We start from the raw sequence: 17334 nt of genomic DNA on the forward strand, positions 1-17334 counted from the left end.
TGCGAGCCACTCTAGGCGGTGGCAGTCCGGCGGGTCTTGTACCCGAGCGTCAATCTTTGGTACGGGAGCGATCTGCGCACAACTGCGCGCGGTACGCGCCAGGTGTCAGCCCCATTCGGCGACGAAACACGCGCGTAAAGTGGCTTTGGTCGGTGAAACCGGCGGCCAGAGCAATAGCTGCGAGCGAATCGTGCCCACGGGTCAATTGTGCGCAAGCGAAGTCGAGCCGAAGCTGGCGCACGTACTCGCCCACAGTGCAGCCAAAGTGCTTGCGGAATTCACGCGCGAGGTGGTCGGCTGAAACATGGTTGTCCGAAGCAATTTCTTCCAGTGTCAACGACTCGCGAAAGCGATCGTGCAGTAATGCTTCCACACGGGCGAGCCATCGACGCGAGCCGCCGACCGTCGCCACGCGCGGGACGGACCGTTCGCACGCAGCAAGCAGTTCGAGTACCAGACCTTCCACCGCCAACGGCGTAGCGCAATCCTGTTCATGGCACTCGCGAACCAGACGGCGCATGAACGACAGCGGCGCGCCGCTGGCAAAGTCGTCCGGACGATCGAGGACCCGGGTGCGGCCGCCAAGCCGCTGCAGCCACGCGGACGAAAACTCGAGATGGAGTGCCCGTCCGCCGGCTCCGTACCAACAATTCGCATGCGGTACGCCTGCGGGGAAAAACGTCAACGACATTGGCCCGTCCGCGCCGCGGCGCGTTGGCCAGGAGCGTGTACCGCGGCCATCCAGCACGAAACAGAAAAACGGATTCACGTGTTCGTGCTGCGGGATGATCAGATCCGTTGCGAAATGCGTCTCCACGACCGAAATTCCATCATCGCCGTATTGCAGGGTGGTGCTGCCGAAGTAGTCGCCCGGTTCAAGTACTCTCAGCATGGGACGGCTCCCAAAGAGACGTTGCAGTCGATATTACCTGCTTCGATTTGTATTGGCGTGTATCCACCGCGTGCGTTGGTACATACGCCTACAAAACCGCCGCTCCCCGAAACGAATGAGATACATCCTCGCGTTCCAATACCGCATGGCGGGCCGCAAGGTTCATCTTGGTTGTCGCGAGCGAAGCGCGCGACGGGAAAGGAGGGGTTTCAACTATGGGTTCGTTGAGCATTTGGCACTGGATGATCGTTCTGCTGATCGTGGCACTCATTTTCGGCACGAAAAAACTACGGAATATCGGGGGCGATCTGGGCGGTGCGGTGAAGGGATTCAAGGAAAGCATGGCGCAAAGCGAAATGCCCGCAGTGCAGCGCGAATTGCCAGGCAGCGGTGCGCTCGACGTGGAAGCGAAGGACGTGACGCGTTCGGGCGAGTTCCGTTAGCGCCTTCGTCGCTTCGGTCGCGGTTAGCGGTAGAGCGGTGTAAAGCGCGGGCGACGCACGAGCGGGAAATTCTGGCCACTTTGAGCGCCGCCGGAGCGAGTGTCCACACGGTGGTGCAATATGCATTGCGGCCGCCGCATCTCTGCGCGGCAATGACAGGAGGTGGTCATGAAATCGAACCTGCGATACCTGCGATACGCCTTGTGTGCGTTTTCTCTTTTGACCGCTGCTGGCATGGCTCAAGCCCAGTCGGCGAGTGCGCCGATGGACACGTCGATGGCGCCGGCCGCGACTCAGGCGGCGCCCACCAGTGCGACGAAAACGGACCGCGCGCTCGCCCGAGCTGTGCGGCGCGCATTGTCCAGAGCGCAAGGGTTCAACGTTTCCGGCGTTTTCGTTCGCGCGCGCAGCGGCGCGGTGACGCTGAGCGGGACGGTTCGCACGGGCGATCAGATCCGCCAGGCGGAAGAGGTGACGCGTTCGGTGCAGGGCGTCACTTCGGTCTCGAACAAACTGACGCTCTTTCACGGCGGGAACGGCTGAATACACCGCATTGGCGAAATGCGTAGAACAACGGATTCACGCGCTGATTGCAGTGTTTGCAATCAGCGCGCGGCTCACGTCGATATCCCTGCGAGCGCGATCACGGCGACAAAGACACCCAGTGGCACAAGGTGTGTGAAGTCGCGGTGACGCAGAACGGTCAAAACGGCAGCCGCAATGACGAGCGCCGCAAGCGCCAGGCCAGCCATGCGACTGGCAGGAAGCGCAAGCAGAAGGGCGCACATCATCTCCAGTGCGCCGGTTAAACGGCCCCACCAGTGCGGGTACCCCCACCGGGCGAAATCGTCTCGCGTCGCGGGCGTGCCGATCGCGTTGAAGAGACCTGCGCCGAAGAAGCCGGCAACGAGAAGCCAGATCGAAACGGTATGGATCATCTCAGCGCCCGCCCATCATCATCGAAACCGCCGTGAAGACCATCACCACGGCTGTCACGCCGTGCATGCCGAAGGCGCTTCGGGTGGAGCCTTTAGCCGCCAGAACGACCAGCATGTCGCCAACGGGGATCAAGGCCAGGGCAAGCAGGATGATGCCGATCGCCAGCGGCGTGCCCCACACCATGAATGCCAGCACGGCCAGTCCCGACGCAATGTCGCGCACGCCCTTGAGGCGAAGCCACCAGGCGATGTTGGCGCCGGTTCCTGGAAGCGGCAGGCCGAAGCTGCGCGTCGTGGCCATTGGCCTCACAAGATATAGGGTGCCGATCACGATAATCGCGAGGGCCAGAAAGAGCGCCAGTCCAATCGAAAGCGGATGCATTGCGTTGTCCTTTGCTGCGTGGTGTAGTGCTGGAATATAATCTAGCATTGCTAGAATTTCAAGCTTCCGTATCATCGCAAGGCATGGGACCAACGTAGTCAGGGAGATGAAAAGTTGAGTATCGCCGAGCGCAAAGGCAGGCAACGGGCTGAGCGCGAGTCGCGCATCATCGCGGCAGCGCGGTCGATCGCGGAGCGCGAAGGGTGGGACGCCGTAACGGTGCGCCGCCTCGCCGAAGAGATCGAATATAGCCAGCCGGTTCTCTACTCGCATTTCGAGAACAGGGATGCGATCGTCGCAGCGGTTGCAGTCGAGGGTTTTCAGGAACTCGCGGTCGCGCTTCAGGACGCAGCGCGTGGATCGAGCGCGCAACAGAACGCCCTCGAAAATGTCGCCATGACCTATCTCGGCTTCGCAGCGCGTTGTCCTGCGCTCTACGAGGCGATGTTTACCCTTCCAACGAATCTGCGGTTTGCCGAACCCGAGACCCGAGCGGAACTGCGAGCGGGTTTCGAAGCGCTCGCATCGGTCGTCGCGCCGTTCTGCACCGATGTCGAGGACGCGACCGAGACGTTTTGGGCCGCCTTGCATGGGCTTGCGGAACTCGAACGTTCAGGCCGAATCCGCCCCGGCGCGCGGGTTGCACGCATCAGGCTGGTTGTTCGGGCGGTTGTCGTTTCTCGTAGTGTCATTGATGAATAAAAAATGGCGCCGCAGGCATTGAGCCTGCGGCGCCATTGCGTGGCGCTACGGTGGGGATCTACAAAAGAAACCCCGCACCGTACCCCAACATCACACTTACATCGTCACCGTATCGGCCACTTCCTTGAAGTCTTCGATCTGGTCGAAGTTCATGTACTGATAGATCTTGTCGCCGTTGGCGCTGAGCACGCCCATGTCGGCCATGTACTCTTCCTTGGTCGGGATCTTGCCCAGACGCGAGCAGATCGCCGCCAGTTCCGCCGAGCCGAGGTACACGTTCGTGTTCTTGCCCAGACGGTTCGGGAAGTTACGCGTCGACGTCGACATGACCGTCGCACCTTCGCGCACCTGTGCCTGGTTACCCATGCACAGCGAGCAGCCCGGCATTTCGGTACGCGCGCCAGCCGTGCCGAACACGCCGTAGTGGCCTTCTTCGGTCAGCTGCTTCTGGTCCATCTTGGTCGGCGGCGCGACCCACAGCTTGACCGGAATGTCGCGCTTGCCTTCGAGCAGCTTCGACGCGGCACGGAAGTGACCGATGTTGGTCATGCACGAGCCGATGAACACTTCGTCGATCTTGGCGCCAGCGACATCCGACAGCGTCTTCACGTCGTCCGGATCGTTCGGGCAGGCCACGATCGGCTCGTGGATGTCGGCCAGATCGATTTCGATGACGGCAGCGTACTCGGCGTCCGCATCCGGTTGCAGCAGTTGCGGGTCGGCCAGCCACGCTTCCATCGCCTTGATACGGCGCTGGAGGCTGCGCGGGTCCTGGTAGCCCTGGGCGATCATCCACTTCAGCAGCGTGATATTGCTGTTGAGGTATTCGATGATCGGTTCCTTGTTCAGGTGCACCGTGCAACCGGCGGCCGAACGCTCAGCCGACGCATCCGACAGTTCGAACGCTTGCTCGACCTTCAGGTCGGGCAGGCCTTCGATTTCGAGAATGCGACCCGAGAAAATGTTCTTCTTGCCTTGCTTGGCGACCGTCAGCGTGCCTTGCTTGATGGCCCACAGCGGGATCGCGTTGACGAGGTCACGCAGGGTCACGCCCGGCTGCATCTTGCCCTTGAAGCGCACGAGCACCGACTCCGGCATGTCCAGCGGCATCGTGCCGGTGGCGGCCGCGAAGGCGACCAGACCCGAACCCGCCGGGAAGCTGATGCCGATCGGGAAGCGCGTGTGCGAGTCGCCGCCGGTGCCGACGGTGTCGGGCAGCAGCATGCGGTTCAGCCACGAGTGGATCACGCCGTCGCCCGGACGCAGCGCGATACCGCCGCGCGTGCTGATGAAGTTCGGCAGCGTCTGGTGCGTCTTGACGTCGACCGGCTTCGGATAAGCGGCGGTGTGGCAGAACGACTGCATGACGAGGTCGGCCGAGAAGCCGAGGCAGGCCAGGTCCTTCAGTTCGTCGCGCGTCATCGGGCCGGTGGTGTCCTGCGAGCCGACCGAGGTCATCTTCGGTTCGCAGTACGTGCCCGGGCGCACGCCCTGGCCTTCCGGCAGACCGCATGCGCGGCCAACCATCTTCTGCGCGAGCGAGAAACCCTTGCCGCTGTCGGCCGGTTGCTGCGGCAGACGGAACAGCGTCGACGGGGCCAGACCCAGCGCTTCACGCGCCTTGGCGGTCAGGCCGCGGCCGATGATCAGCGGAATGCGGCCGCCGGCGCGCACTTCGTCGAACAGCACGTCCGACTTGACCTGGAATTCGGAGATGACTGCGCCGTTCTTGAGCGCCTTGCCTTCGTACGGACGCAGTTCGACCACGTCGCCCATTTCCATCTGCGACACGTCGAGTTCGATCGGCAGTGCGCCGGCGTCTTCCATCGTGTTGTAGAAGATCGGGGCGATCTTGCCGCCGAGGCACACGCCGCCGAAGCGCTTGTTCGGGATGAAGGGGATGTCTTCGCCCGTGAACCACAGCACCGAGTTGGTGGCCGACTTGCGCGAGGAGCCGGTGCCGACCACGTCGCCCACGTAGGCGACCAGGTGACCCTTTTCCTTCAGCGATTCGATGAACTTGATCGGGCCGCGCTTGCCGTCTTCTTCCGGGGTGATGCCGGGGCGCGCGTTCTTCAGCATGGCCAGCGCGTGCATCGGGATGTCCGGGCGCGTGGTGGCGTCCGGGGCCGGCGAGAGGTCGTCGGTGTTGGTTTCGCCCGTCACCTTGAACACGGTGATGGTCAGGCTTTGCGGCACTTCCGGACGGCTCGTGAACCATTCGGCGTCGGCCCAGCTTTGCAGCACGGCCTTTGCATTGGCGTTGCCCTTGTCGGCGAGTTCCTTGACGTCGTGGAACTGGTCGAACATTAGCAGGGTTTTCTTCAGCGACTCGGCGGCCACGGTGCCCACTTCGGCGTCGGCCAGCAGCTCGATCAGCGGGGCGATGTTGTAGCCGCCCAGCATCGTGCCGAGCAGTTCGGTGGCGCGAGCGCGCGAGATCAGCGCGCAGGCGGTTTCGCCCTTGGCCACGGCAGCGAGGAAGCCAGCCTTCACGCGAGCGGCTTCGTCGACGCCTGCGGGCACGCGGTTCGTGATCAGGTCGACCAGCGTTTGCTCTTCGCCAGCAGGCGGGCTCGTCAGCAGTTCCACCAGTTCGGCGGTCTGCTGGGCCGTGAGCGGCAGGGGAGGAATGCCGAGCGCGGCGCGTGCGGCTACGTGAGCGCGATAGTTTTCAAGCATTGGGGGACCTACTGGTATTGCGTTTGAAGGCGAAGGCTTTTCGGGCACTTCGAGGCTTTTCCAGGCACTGCTTTGAGCGTAATTTTAATTGCAATGCGGTATAACGTCAAATGTCTTATGTCTTATATAAGAGTTGGGCTCGACGCCATGTCCTGTGTGGAAAAGCCTGCGATCTTGCCTCGGGGCGCGCGGCCAAACGCTCGTGGAGCTTTCCTTTTGCTTTCACTTCCTGCGCGAATGCAATAACGTCTGCTGTTTGCAGCGGGGCCCGGCATGCTCCATGCATCGACATAGGCGGGCACGCGCCTGGCGTGAGGAAAACGGCTCTCGCGCGCACTGAACCGGCAAGGGAGGCAGTCGATCATGAAGTCAACTCCACGCTACGAAGTCAATGTTTGCGGCGGCGATTTCCAGCATGTCAGGGAATGTTTTCGTGAATGGAAAACGGAAACGCTCATCTACCGCAAGGACCAGAATATGTTCGAGGGTCGCAACGAGGTGCGTCCCCTGCCGAGGCGCGAGTACGCCAGCACGGAGCAGGCGCGCAAGGCGCTGCAAAATGCCTGCAGCCCGCACGATCGTTACGCGCTGGCTGTCGAAGTGAGCAACGGCGAACGCGACATGTGGATCGTGATGGCGGCGTATCGGGAATGAATGACGGGTGCCGCATCCAGGCGCGTAGAAAAATTACAGGCGCGGTGAGCGGCAATTTCAATTGCCGCTCACGGGGAAGGGATCAGATGACAAGCAGCGGGGAGCATCGATTAACCCGAGTCATGGCCCGAGGTTCTGAGCCGGTCGCGCTTCAGGCGTGGCGGCCAGCCATCACGCCGCCGTCCACCGGCAGCACGGTGCCCGTGATCCACGAAGCGTGAGGCGACGCGAGAAAGAGCATGGCCTCGGCAACATCCGCGGGCTGACCGTTGCGCCCGAGCGGATGAAACGCGTTGAACCCCGGCAGCGTTTTGCTGACCTCGTCCTCGGTCATGAAGGTGCGATAGACCGGCGTTTCCACGACGCCCGGCGCGACGGTATTGATGCGAATGTTCGAGGGCGCGAGTTCGATGGCGAGATTGCGCGTGAGCGCATGCACGCCCGCATTCGCCGCCGAATAGGCCGCGGAAGGCGTGGCGCCGATGGCCTGCAGTGCCCAGAGCGAACCCGTCTGCACGATGGCGCCGCCGCCGCGCTTGAGCATGGCTTTCGCAGCGGCCTGTGCCATGAAGAACTTGCCTTTGAGGATCGTGTCGAGAAAGCCGTCGTATTCGGCCTCGGTCACGTCGAGAAACGCTTTGGGCCGGAAAATGCCGGCGTTGTTGATGAGAATGTCGACGCCGCCGAACGCCTCGGTCGCGAGGCCAACCAACGCAGCCGCGGTGGCCGGCAGCGCGATGTCGCCGGCATGAAAACGCACATTGGCGCCTGAAGGATCGATTTGCGCGGCCGCCTCGCGCAACTTCGCTTCATCGCGCCCGCCGATGACAACGCGCGCGCCGCCCTTCACGAGACGCGCGGCCACTTCCTTGCCGATGCCGGAACCGCCGCCGGTAACAATGGCGATCTTGGACGTAAAATCAAAAGAAAAACTTGGGTTCATGATGGACTCCTCGAAGTCGCGAAATGGGCCTGACGCTGGCGGAACGGAATACACCCGGCGCTCTGTCTACAGCACGCATTCTGTTCTCGTCGTCACGCGGCTTCAAACCAGTTATTCTGTGTCTCATTGATAGAAAAACTTTAGATCATGACGACGCCGGTCTACCTCAACGCCATGCGCGCATTCGAAGCAAGCGCGCGGCATCAGAGCTTTTCCGCCGCGGCGGCCGAACTGAACGTGACGCCTGCCGCCGTTGGCCAGCTCGTGCGCAGTCTCGAAGACTGGCTTGGCACGCCCTTGTTCGTACGCGGCAGCGGCGGACGCGCGCGGCTCGTGGCGACGGAAGTGGCCGAGCGCGCGCTGCCCGACATCCGCGCGGGTTTCGATCGCTTGAGTCTGGGGCTGGAGCGCCTGAAGGAAGGTTCGGCGAACGGTGTGCTGACTGTCACGGTGAGCCCCGCGTTCGCCGCGAAATGGCTCCTGCCGCGCATCGACCGCTTTCAGACTGCGTGGCCGGACACGGACGTTCGTCTGGATACGAGCCTGAAGCTGCTCGATTTCATTGCGCAGGGCGTCGATATCGGCGTGCGCTATGGGGCGGGCGCGTGGCCGGGGCTCGTTGCCGAAAAGCTCATGGACGAGGAGATCTTTCCCGTCTGTTCGCCGGCCGTGCGCCGAGCCGGCAAATGGCGCGTGCCGCGCGATCTCACGCGCGCGCCGCTCATTCACGATCTCTCCGTGGACAGCCATGCGGGCTTCGCTTCGTGGCAGGCGTGGTTCGCGAGCGTGGGCGTGACGCTTGCGCCGGTCAGCCGCGGCATGAAGATCAACAACTCGGCTGCTGTGCTGCAAGCCGCGATAGAGGGCCACGGCGTCGCGCTCGCGCGCAGCGTCATGGCGCGCGACGATCTCGCGGCTGGCAGGCTAGTACGCCTCTTTCCGGAAGTCGCCTTGACATCGGCGCTGGCGTATTACGTGGTCTATCGCCCCGAGTGCGCGAGTCTGCCTCGCCTCGTGGCGTTTCGTGACTGGCTGAAGGACGAGGCCGGAGGCGGTGCGCAAACGTCGTTCACGCGTAGTCGCCGCGCACTCAAGGCGCCAGCATCCACGACGTGATGTCATGCACGACATCGCTTTCAATGCCGTTGTAGCCGTGATACGCAAGCGCCCCACACGGGTCGCCACGCGAGGTGCCGCCGGAGACGAGCATCAACTTCGTTCTCGGCGATTGCGTGAGTTTTTGCACGAGGGTGTCCGTGTCGGATACGGGACAGAGCTTGCACGCGTCGTCCTTGTTGTGCACCACCAGCACGGGAATCTTGAGCGCGGCGAGGTTCATGCTGGTGACCGGGTCGCCGCCCCGGTTCTCACGCAGGATGGTCGAGGTGAGCACGATGCCGTCCGGCCCCGCGCCCGGGCTCGCGCCGGTGTTGGCGCTATTCGCGAGCGCAATGGCGATGGCCGCGACCGACTGCGTGCCGCGGCTCGTGCCGACGAGCCAGACCGGCACCTGTAGTTGCGCGCGCAACCATGCGATCACGGCACGCGCATCCTCGGCGTGTTCGGGCGTGAGGCGAAAGCCGTCCAGGTAAGGTGGCGACTGCCGGTCGCCCGGTGCGTCGATGACCGCCACGGCGACGCCGTCGTTCACGAACAGCATACGGGTGCGCACGAGAAAGTTGTTGGCGCCCCAGCCGAAGTTTCCCTGCGAGTCCAGTTGCAGACCGCCGTGCCCGCCCGCGTAAAGCATTGCGACTGCCTTCGGCGCCGCCGGCGCAATGAAAAGAAAGCGCTGGGTAACGCCGGGCCGGGTTGGAATGTCGACGACCCTGGGCGCGCTTTGCGCATGGGCCAGCAAGGACGACGCTGCGAGCACGAACGCCAGCAGGTACGTCAGCGGCGACACGCGCCGCCAACGCGAAGCGATGCGCCCACTCATGGCCGCGCGGACTCGCTTAGCGCCCTGCGAGCATGCGCCCGCCGAGCCCGATCAGCACGACACCCACAACCGAGTCGAGCGCGGCTTTGCGCCGAACGAGGAACTGACGCACGGACGGATGCGAGGCGAGCAGGGCCATCGTGCAATACCAGGCGCACGAGATGAGGACGGCGATCACGACGACGGCCACTTCGAGCCAACGCGGCGCGGCGGCGGGCACCATCAACGCGAAGATGCTGCCGTAGAACGCAATGGCCTTGGGGTTCGTCATGCTGACGACGTAGCCCTTTTTCGCGGCGGCCCAGCCCGATGCGCCCGTCTGCGTCGCGACCGCCAGGGGCTGGCGCGCGGTGAGGAGCATTTTCGCTCCGAGCCAGATCAGATAGGCCGCGCCCGCGATGCGCAGTCCCGTGCCGATCCAGGCGACATGGGCGACGATCAGGCTCAAGCCCGCGATGGCGATCCACGCCCAGGTGCCGGAGGCGGCGGCGAGGCCCAGGCCGGTCGCGAGCCCCGCGCGGCGCGAAGCCACCGCCGTCGAGGTGACGATGACAAAGTTCGGCCCCGGGCTGGCGACGCTCAGAAGCAGCACGCCCGAAAGCGCGAGCAGGACATTGAAATAGTTCACGATGGCAGGTTCCGCGGCAGGTCCGATGCGCCGTCAATCGACGCGTCGTTCAGCGCGTCATGATACTCCGTACGACCGCGCGGTTCGGTTCGGCCTGGCCTCGCGATCCGCGGGGTGCTGAAACGTTTCACAAAACGTTCCCGAGCCTGTGGCACGAAGCCGTCGTCGCGCACACGGTGTCATGGCCAGATACAGTATCGTTTTATGTCGCATGCGGCTGGTTTCTGCCAATTGGCATGCGTCGTACGAATCTCTGCATCACCTCGAAACCGCCCAACACACTCACCGAACGGAGCCATCGCTATGACCACCTCAACTGCCGCGCGCCGCGCCGCTTTCCGCGCCAAGGTCAACGAACGCCGCGGCCTGCTCATGCCGGGCGCCTTCAATGCCATGAGCGCCCGCGTGATCGAGGACGCCGGCTTCGAGGCGCTCTACCTCACGGGTGCGGGCGTGACCAACATGTCGTTCGGCCTGCCCGATCTTGGTTTCATCGGGCTGTCCGACATTGCCGAGCACACGGCGCGCGTGCGTGACGCCGTCAACCTGCCGCTCGTCGTCGACGCCGATACGGGCTTCGGCAACGCACTGAACGTGCGTCAGACCGTGCGCACGCTGGAGCGCAGCGGCGCGGACGCGATCCAGTTCGAAGACCAGATCATGCCGAAGAAATGCGGCCACTTCGCCAACAAGGAAGTGATCGGCGCGAGCGAGATGGTGGGCAAGATCCGCGCGGCCGTGGACGCGCGCGAAGACGGCAACCTGCTCATCATGGCGCGCACCGACGCGGCCGCGGTGCACGGTATCGAAGACGCGATCGCGCGCGGTCATGCGTTCATCGAGGCGGGCGCGGACATTCTCTTTATCGAAGCCACGGAAAAGCTCGAGGACATCGAGCGCTTGCCGAAACTCATCGACGCTCCGCAGCTCATCAACATCGTGATTGGCGGCAAGACCCCGGTGCAGTCGCGCGAAGCGTTGGCTGGCCTCGGCTACGCGTTGGTGCTGTATGCGAACGCGGCGCTGCAAGGCGCGGTGGCCGGCATGCAGCGTGCGCTCGGACAATTGCGCGCGAACGGGCGCCTCGACGAAGACGCGAATATCGTCGCGCCGTTCGCCGAGCGTCAGCGCCTCGTGAACAAGCCGCTGTTCGACCGGCTCGATAAAGAGTACGCGCCGAAGGACTGAACGCGGCGACAACCTGCTGAAAATTTACATTCGTCTGCAACGAGGCGCGCGTGGTCTGCCGCGCGCCTCATATGCGTGCGTTGCGGCGGGGCAGGGCCGAGGCGGGTGCCGCCGATCACGTTACCCATCGCCCAATCGAACCCGCGCGGGAGCGGATGACACAGGTACGAGCAGCGATGGGATGCGCTGCGTCCGCTCGTCTGTCAGAAGACGTTGCTGCGCAAAAATATCCATTTAGCATAATATCTCGCGCGTCGATGTGGTCCGCCCCACATACAGCAAGTCAGGGCAGGTATTAGCTATTTCAGGTGGGTGATATCGATTTGCGTAGCTGAATTATTAGGATAATTAATTAAAAAATAAGTAGGAGTCCATTGTTCATCGACTGTGTCTCATATAAAGCGAGCAAGTCATGGTCATGATCGAAGTGCCGCGAAAGCCACTCGAATTAACGGAGCGAGTTCAGTATGCTTCGGCGCGGCGCGTTGAGTGCCCTGTGCCCCCGCCGACGATGACGATGACGATGACGATCATTCAGTATGCGAGTGCGTTGCCTAAAGAACAACTGCGCCGCCGAACGGGTCTGAGGCCCCACCCGTGAGCGAGCACTCGTGGTGCGATTGCACGTGGATCGGTGTGCCACACGGGGTCGGGGAGACCGGGACATGTTCCAGCTGCCAAAAAAAATCATCTCGCTTTCTGTTTTTGCATTCGTCTTCGCCGGTTGCTCCAGCAACCCGCCGTACCACGCCTATAAGAATCACGCGCCCGACAAGTCGGCATGCGAGAGACTCTACGACGCGTTCGACAAGACGTTGACCGATACGGGCACCACGCCTGCTGCAAGCAAGCCGACGGCATGTGGCACGCTCGAACGCGTAGATCCGGACGGAGATGGACTGTCGAAGTGTTTGTCGGACGATGTGGACCAGACGACACCAGGCGGTGCTGACAACGCCTGCTGGCACACGCCTGCCGAACATCACAAGAACTACGATTTGTTTTTCACGGAATTCGACGACCAGGGGTGGGAAGCTGACTTACGGGCCAATCCCAAGCTCCCTGCGAACACGACCGAGATCGAAAATCTCTTTGCGCAACTCGATGCACTCGTGAGTCCGCCGAAGCCGGCGAATCCCACCGAGCCGGTTAAGCCGGTCCGGCTCGACATTGTCGTTTATACCCATGGCTGGCACGGTTCATCGCAGTCCGATAACTACTATGCCGTGCTGTTTCGCGCATTCCTTGAGTCGCTCGCAAAGTTCGATGCCCCGCCGGCAGAGGAGCGTCACGTTGTTGGCATATTCATAGGTTGGCGCGGTGATTCGCTGACAGGTCCATTGAAATACGCGACGGTGCTCGACCGGAAGCTCGCAGCTGAGACTGTGTCTGCCGGCGCGGTGCAGGGTCTCTTCGAGCGGCTCCACAAATTTTATGTGGACAATTCCTGCCACCCGAGCGGGAACACGGAAACGGCAGGAAGTGCACAACACTGCGGGAACGTTCACATGCTGACGATCGGGCATAGCTTTGGAGCATTGGTCGATTTCCGCTCCTTGTTGGGGAACATGGAGACTGGCCTCAATACGAAGCAATCGAACCGGGTCTATTCGTTTGGCGACCTTGTCGTGCTTCTGAACCCCGCCTTCGAAGGAACGCGCTATGCGCCGTTGTTTTATTCGGCGCAACGCAGGGCTTATATCCAGCCAGGCGAGATGGTGGGCGGCGTACAGCTTCCCGTTCTGGTGACGTTGCAGAGCGACGGCGATTGGGCCACTCGCGATATGTTCCCGATCTTCCGGCACGTGACCGCCGCCGCTGACAATTCGCTGGACGCGGAGGGCGCCGAGGACGACCACGGCGCAGGCTGGGTTCCTGCGTTTCAGACCCACCTTTTGTGCTTGTCGCCGCAAGCCACTTCCCCCAACTATCCCACCTCCAGCGCTCGCCCCGAGTCACTGTGCGGAGCGGCGAATCTGATCGACAAAGACGAATGCGAAACAGGTTCCAACGCCGGCAAGCCGTTAATGGCCAGAATTGATTGCCGAATCGAACAGTGCTGGGCGCGCAGCGGCAATCCGACGCGCGAATTCGAGATATTCAACGATCCGAGTGTCTATATGGGCGACGGCATGTCGCTCGTTAAAGTTAAAGTTCCGACCGCGAGTGCCGATCCATCCATCAATTATTTCCCTTACTGGGTCGTAAGAGTCGACAAGGCGATCATGATGGATCACAACGACATCTGGAACCCCCTTACGACCGCACTGATTCTGGAGCTTTACCATGCTGTGGTCGCTCAGGCAGACCTGCAAGCCAAAGAGATAAAGGGCGAGCGTGCGGGCGCGAAATCCGTCGCCACCGATTCCAATAAATTCCAGAAAATTAGTTATGCAGAATTAGCGAGGCGAAAACTACCGGACTCCCACGATGCGGGTAAGCACGAATTAGTCCCCAAACCGGGAGCGGAGAGCCAAAATGAACGCGGACAATAAAGAGGTTCGGGCCGAAACCCTGACCGACGCGGCTCGCAAGGAAGAGTGCGAGATGCTCGAGGCCGAGTTCAAACTCCTGCATCCGAATGCCAGCCGCACCTCGATCGCTCCCAACGCGAGCATAGAGGAGCGCGAGCATGCCCTACGGCGCGACATTCATGGATTGCCCGGCGACCAGGTGCAATGCGCGCTGTGCCTGTCCGGCGGCGGAATTCGCAGCGCGACGTTCTGCCTGGGCGTGCTTCAGGGGCTTGCGAAGCGGGGCCTGTTGCAAAACTTCCACTATCTCTCGACGGTATCGGGTGGCGGTTATATCGGAGCCTGGCTGACAAGCTGGATACAGCGCACGACGCTCGGCAATGTGCTCACGGCGCTGGGGCACCCGCCGCCGCCCACGAACGGGCCGCCCGGCGCGCTTCACCAGCCGGAGCCGGAAGAGATTCGCAACCTGCGTGCGTACAGCAATTACCTGAGTCCGGTGTGGGGCATGTCGGCCGATCTGTTCACGCTCATCATGACCTTTGCGCGTAATCTGTTGCTCAACTGGCTTGTGTTCGTCCCGCTGCTGCTCGCGGCGGTCGCCGTACCGCGATTGTGGCTGCTTTCACTACACTTGCAAGGCGGGAGCGTGCGTGTCCCTTTGCTTGCCGCGGGGGGGCTGATCGCAATCGGCCACGGCTACATGATCGGCGACATGACCGGCAAGCCCAGCACTGATACCAAGGAGGTACGCAACTGGTTCCTCCTTTGCAGCTTCGCTCCGCTCTGTCTGGCTGCTGTGCTGTTGAGCTGGGCGGCCACCCAGCAGGATCTGCAAACAGCGGGCTCGCAGCCTGGCAACCTCGTCTGGTTTGCGTGTTCGGGGGCGGTGGTACAGGCCGTCGCGGTTCCGGTCGGTTTCCTTGTGCGGCGCCTTCGCGGCATCGAACCGATTCACTATCCGCCGAGGCTATGGGTGATTCTCGCGATTGTGGGCAGCGGCGCGGTCGTTGCCGCGGGCTATTTCGCACTGGTGCGCTATTTCGCCCCGCCGGTGGCGCGTTTGCGCGCGGACCCGGTAATGCTCACGAACTATGCGGTCTGGTCATTCCCGCTCGTTGTTTGCGGTCTGTGGATCGCCTCGGTATTGCAGGCGGGAGCGACGGGTCCGCTGACCCGGGGAAATGCCCAGAAGTTGTCTCAGGGGGTTCCCCGTCCGCCCGGCATGGAGGCCTATCGAGAGTGGTGGGCACGCGCCAGCGCGTACTACTTCCTTGCTGTAGTCGGGTGGATCGGCATGTTTTCAATCGTGACGTATGCCGTTCTATTTTTGCTTGATTCGGGCGCCGATCGGCTCTCGCACGTTGGGCTCAGTGGCGGACTGATCGGTGTTGCGGTAAGCCTTGCGGGCTACTGGAGCAAGACCACGGCAACGCTCAAAAAACGCGCACCGTCGCTCGCTGCGGTCGCTAGAACGCGCGTGCTCCAGATCTCGGCTGCGGCATTCATTGTCGTGTTGTTGATCGTGTTGAGCTATTGCGTGAACGTTGCCATTGGTGTCCTTCGCGGAGATTCCGATTGGGACACGAAAGTGGGCTATGCGCGCATCCTTACCGATACGAATTGTTTGTATCTCCTCATTGCATGCGTGTTTGCTGTGGCGTTCGCGTTCTTCGTATCGGCAGCGATCGGCGCCAATACGTTTTCGTTGCACAACCTGTATGGCAACCGGCTCGTGCGCGCCTATCTGGGCGCAACCAACGCGCAGCGCAATCCGCAGTGGTTCACCAACTTCGACGATAACGACAATTGGTCGATGAATCCTAAGGCGCCGCCGTTCCCGCTGCCGCCGCCGCCGCCGCGCCCGCCCACGCGACGTCTCTATCCCGTCGTCAACACCGCGCTGAATCTCGCGAAACCTTCGAAGCGACGTCTCGCATGGCAACAGCGCAAAGCCACTTCCTTCATCATCTCGCCGCTTTTCACCGGGAGCAGCACGATCGGCTATGTGCCGACAACCGGCTATGCCGATATCACGCTAGGTCGCGCAATGACCATCTCGGGCGCTGCCGCTTCGCCCAACATGGGCTATCACACGTCGGGTCTCGTGGCCTTCGTGATGACGCTTTTCAACGTCCGGCTCGGCTGGTGGCTGCCGTCGCCGCGTTTTGGCACAGCGAGCGGACTACACCGCCGGAATCCGATCTTCGGCATCATGCCGCTGTTAAGGGAGGCATTCGCCACCTCGAGCGATAACAATGAGCATGTCTATCTCTCCGATGGTGGCCACTTCGAGAATCTCGGCCTGTATGAAATGGTAAGGCGTCGTTGCCGGCGCATCGTGGTTGTCGATGCCGCGGCGGATCCTCAATATGCGTATGCGGACCTGGAGAATGCGATCCGCAAGATCCGCATTGACTTCGGCATTTCGATAACCTTTCCCATGCCGTTGCCGACCCCGAGCGTCGGGCCGGGTGCCATTGCCAGGCGGGTTCGCATTGGCGCCATTGGCTATTCGGCGGTCGACGCAGGGCAGCTCGACGGCCAACTCATCCTCATCAAGCCGGTGCTATTCGGCGATGAACCGGTGGACGTATGCAGCTATGCCGCCACAAGCAAGGTGCCAGGCGGGGCGTTCCCGCAGGAAACCACCGCTGATCAATTTTTCACCGAGGCGCAATTCGAAAGCTACCGAATGCTTGGTGAACACACAGTTCTGAATACGTTCAAGAAATATGGCCAGTGGGCGGTGGCGAACCCCGCACTTTCAGTCGCACTCGCGCGCCCGCCCGCTTCTGTGCCCGCACCTGCACCGGCAAGCGCGGCTGCGGCGGATGACGAGGCGAATGCCACGAAAGGCAGCGCGTTCGCGCAATGGTTGCAGTCGATCGGTCATAACGCGGTGCTTGCCTCCGCGCTGGCGGCGACGGGCGCAGCCGGAGTCGTTGCCACGCATCTGCCGTCGGTCATCTCTCCGAAGGCGCCCGACACACAACCTGGAGAGAAGCCACCTGGCAAGGTGGCGCCGGGCAGCCCCGACACATCCGGTCTGCCTGCGCGGCTCGAGACGCTGCAGAATTCGACCGAGCGCCTGAGCGTCGCGATCGATCGCCTGATTGTCGCTTTGCAACCGCAACCGCAGCCGCAACCGGACAGTCCGGACCCCGCTCTTGCTGGGCAAATCGGTGCGCTCGCGCAGAGCATCAATGCGCTGCAAGCGTCGATCACAAAATTGCAGTCACCGGCGTGGTCAAGCACCGATGTGACGACGCAGCTACGATTGCTTGCTGAATTGACGCAGCGTGTCGACAAGGTCAGCGCGACGCTCGCGGCACAGAATCCATCCAGCAACGCCGCCGCGACGTTAGCCGAACTCACGCTCATCAAGGCGCAACTCGACACGTTGACGCGCAGCGTGAACGCACTCAGCCCGCAAAACTATGTTCGTGGGGGGCTGCAATGACCAACG

General features: G+C 62.3%; 15 protein-coding genes. 8 read left to right on the forward strand and 7 right to left on the reverse strand.

Annotated elements, in window-relative coordinates:
- Positions 1-49: 49 nt before the first annotated feature.
- The gene (locus FAZ97_RS27070) at positions 50-892 is read right to left on the reverse strand and encodes a helix-turn-helix transcriptional regulator (protein ID WP_158761660.1); all 843 of its coding nucleotides are present in this window, start codon (positions 890-892) and stop codon (positions 50-52) included.
- 215 nt (positions 893-1107) lie between these two features.
- On the opposite strand from FAZ97_RS27070, the gene tatA reads away from it, so the two are divergent.
- Positions 1108-1335, forward strand: a complete 228-nt coding sequence (gene tatA, locus FAZ97_RS27075; protein ID WP_158762431.1) for a Sec-independent protein translocase subunit TatA — start codon at positions 1108-1110, stop codon at positions 1333-1335.
- Between the two features lie 168 nt (positions 1336-1503).
- Positions 1504-1878 carry a BON domain-containing protein gene (locus tag FAZ97_RS27080; RefSeq protein ID WP_158761663.1) on the forward strand — a complete coding sequence of 125 codons (375 nt, stop codon included), beginning with the start codon at positions 1504-1506 and terminating at the stop codon, positions 1876-1878.
- 74 nt (positions 1879-1952) lie between these two features.
- Here FAZ97_RS27080 and FAZ97_RS27085 read toward each other — a convergent pair whose 3' ends face one another.
- Together FAZ97_RS27085 and FAZ97_RS27090 are read right to left on the reverse strand one after the other, a co-directional pair.
- Entirely contained in the window at positions 1953-2273 is a 321-nt protein-coding gene (locus tag FAZ97_RS27085; protein WP_158761665.1) for a DoxX family protein, read from the reverse strand.
- A gap of 1 nt (position 2274) precedes the next feature.
- Positions 2275-2655 carry a DUF4267 domain-containing protein gene (locus FAZ97_RS27090; RefSeq protein WP_158761667.1) on the reverse strand — a complete coding sequence of 127 codons (381 nt, stop codon included), beginning with the start codon at positions 2653-2655 and terminating at the stop codon, positions 2275-2277.
- A gap of 114 nt (positions 2656-2769) precedes the next feature.
- On the opposite strand from FAZ97_RS27090, the gene FAZ97_RS27095 reads away from it, so the two are divergent.
- Positions 2770-3357, forward strand: coding sequence for a TetR/AcrR family transcriptional regulator (locus FAZ97_RS27095; RefSeq protein ID WP_158761669.1), 588 nt, complete (start codon positions 2770-2772; stop codon positions 3355-3357).
- 96 nt (positions 3358-3453) lie between these two features.
- On the opposite strand, the gene acnB is transcribed toward FAZ97_RS27095, so the two are convergent.
- Positions 3454-6039, reverse strand: coding sequence for a bifunctional aconitate hydratase 2/2-methylisocitrate dehydratase (gene acnB, locus FAZ97_RS27100; protein WP_158761670.1), 2586 nt, complete (start codon positions 6037-6039; stop codon positions 3454-3456).
- A 363-nt stretch (positions 6040-6402) separates the two neighbouring features.
- On the opposite strand from acnB, the gene FAZ97_RS27105 reads away from it, so the two are divergent.
- On the forward strand, positions 6403-6693 hold the full coding sequence (locus tag FAZ97_RS27105) for a hypothetical protein (protein ID WP_158761672.1): 291 nt from the start codon (positions 6403-6405) through the stop codon (positions 6691-6693).
- Between the two features lie 151 nt (positions 6694-6844).
- Here the strand turns inward: FAZ97_RS27105 and FAZ97_RS27110 are convergent, their stop codons facing one another.
- Entirely contained in the window at positions 6845-7636 is a 792-nt protein-coding gene (locus FAZ97_RS27110) for an SDR family NAD(P)-dependent oxidoreductase (protein WP_158761674.1), read from the reverse strand.
- A 147-nt stretch (positions 7637-7783) separates the two neighbouring features.
- Between FAZ97_RS27110 and gcvA the strand changes: the two genes are divergently transcribed.
- Entirely contained in the window at positions 7784-8752 is a 969-nt protein-coding gene (gene gcvA / locus FAZ97_RS27115; RefSeq protein WP_158761676.1) for a transcriptional regulator GcvA, read from the forward strand.
- Here the strand turns inward: gcvA and FAZ97_RS27120 are convergent.
- Both FAZ97_RS27120 and FAZ97_RS27125 read right to left on the reverse strand, forming a co-directional pair.
- Positions 8727-9575: an alpha/beta hydrolase family protein gene (locus FAZ97_RS27120; RefSeq protein WP_158761677.1), complete on the reverse strand. Its 849-nt coding sequence runs from the start codon at positions 9573-9575 to the stop codon at positions 8727-8729. The two genes, gcvA and FAZ97_RS27120, sit on opposite strands and share 26 nt — an antisense overlap.
- A 16-nt stretch (positions 9576-9591) precedes the next feature.
- The gene (locus FAZ97_RS27125) at positions 9592-10203 is read right to left on the reverse strand and encodes a LysE family translocator (RefSeq protein ID WP_407671911.1); all 612 of its coding nucleotides are present in this window, start codon (positions 10201-10203) and stop codon (positions 9592-9594) included.
- A gap of 303 nt (positions 10204-10506) precedes the next feature.
- Here FAZ97_RS27125 and FAZ97_RS27130 point away from each other — a divergent pair, with 303 nt between their 5' ends.
- The 3 genes from FAZ97_RS27130 (at position 10507) to FAZ97_RS27140 (ending at position 17328) form a co-directional block, all read left to right on the forward strand.
- Positions 10507-11391, forward strand: coding sequence for an isocitrate lyase/PEP mutase family protein (locus FAZ97_RS27130; protein WP_158761679.1), 885 nt, complete (start codon positions 10507-10509; stop codon positions 11389-11391).
- A gap of 665 nt (positions 11392-12056) precedes the next feature.
- Positions 12057-13886, forward strand: a complete 1830-nt coding sequence (locus FAZ97_RS27135) for a hypothetical protein (protein WP_158761680.1) — start codon at positions 12057-12059, stop codon at positions 13884-13886.
- Positions 13870-17328, forward strand: a complete 3459-nt coding sequence (locus FAZ97_RS27140) for a patatin-like phospholipase family protein (RefSeq protein WP_199272195.1) — start codon at positions 13870-13872, stop codon at positions 17326-17328. Before FAZ97_RS27135 ends, FAZ97_RS27140 begins: the two co-directional genes overlap by 17 nt.
- Positions 17329-17334 lie beyond the last annotated feature (6 nt).

The sequence above is a fragment of the Paraburkholderia acidiphila genome, from assembly GCF_009789655.1.
Taxonomy (GTDB): domain Bacteria; phylum Pseudomonadota; class Gammaproteobacteria; order Burkholderiales; family Burkholderiaceae; genus Paraburkholderia; species Paraburkholderia acidiphila.

Bases quoted from the DNA above. Each gene is read 5' to 3' on its own strand.
- FAZ97_RS27070 (WP_158761660.1), bottom strand. From the start codon at position 892: ATGCTGAGAGTACTTGAACCGGGCGACTACTTCGGCAGCACCACCCTG.
- tatA (WP_158762431.1), top strand. From the start codon at position 1,108: ATGGGTTCGTTGAGCATTTGGCACTGGATGATCGTTCTGCTGATCGTG.
- FAZ97_RS27080 (WP_158761663.1), top strand. From the start codon at position 1,504: ATGAAATCGAACCTGCGATACCTGCGATACGCCTTGTGTGCGTTTTCT.
- FAZ97_RS27085 (WP_158761665.1), bottom strand. From the start codon at position 2,273: ATGATCCATACCGTTTCGATCTGGCTTCTCGTTGCCGGCTTCTTCGGC.
- FAZ97_RS27090 (WP_158761667.1), bottom strand. From the start codon at position 2,655: ATGCATCCGCTTTCGATTGGACTGGCGCTCTTTCTGGCCCTCGCGATT.
- acnB (WP_158761670.1), bottom strand. From the start codon at position 6,039: ATGCTTGAAAACTATCGCGCTCACGTAGCCGCACGCGCCGCGCTCGGC.
- FAZ97_RS27105 (WP_158761672.1), top strand. From the start codon at position 6,403: ATGAAGTCAACTCCACGCTACGAAGTCAATGTTTGCGGCGGCGATTTC.
- FAZ97_RS27110 (WP_158761674.1), bottom strand. From the start codon at position 7,636: ATGAACCCAAGTTTTTCTTTTGATTTTACGTCCAAGATCGCCATTGTT.
- gcvA (WP_158761676.1), top strand. From the start codon at position 7,784: ATGACGACGCCGGTCTACCTCAACGCCATGCGCGCATTCGAAGCAAGC.
- FAZ97_RS27120 (WP_158761677.1), bottom strand. From the start codon at position 9,575: ATGAGTGGGCGCATCGCTTCGCGTTGGCGGCGCGTGTCGCCGCTGACG.
- FAZ97_RS27130 (WP_158761679.1), top strand. From the start codon at position 10,507: ATGACCACCTCAACTGCCGCGCGCCGCGCCGCTTTCCGCGCCAAGGTC.
- FAZ97_RS27135 (WP_158761680.1), top strand. From the start codon at position 12,057: ATGTTCCAGCTGCCAAAAAAAATCATCTCGCTTTCTGTTTTTGCATTC.
- FAZ97_RS27140 (WP_199272195.1), top strand. From the start codon at position 13,870: ATGAACGCGGACAATAAAGAGGTTCGGGCCGAAACCCTGACCGACGCG.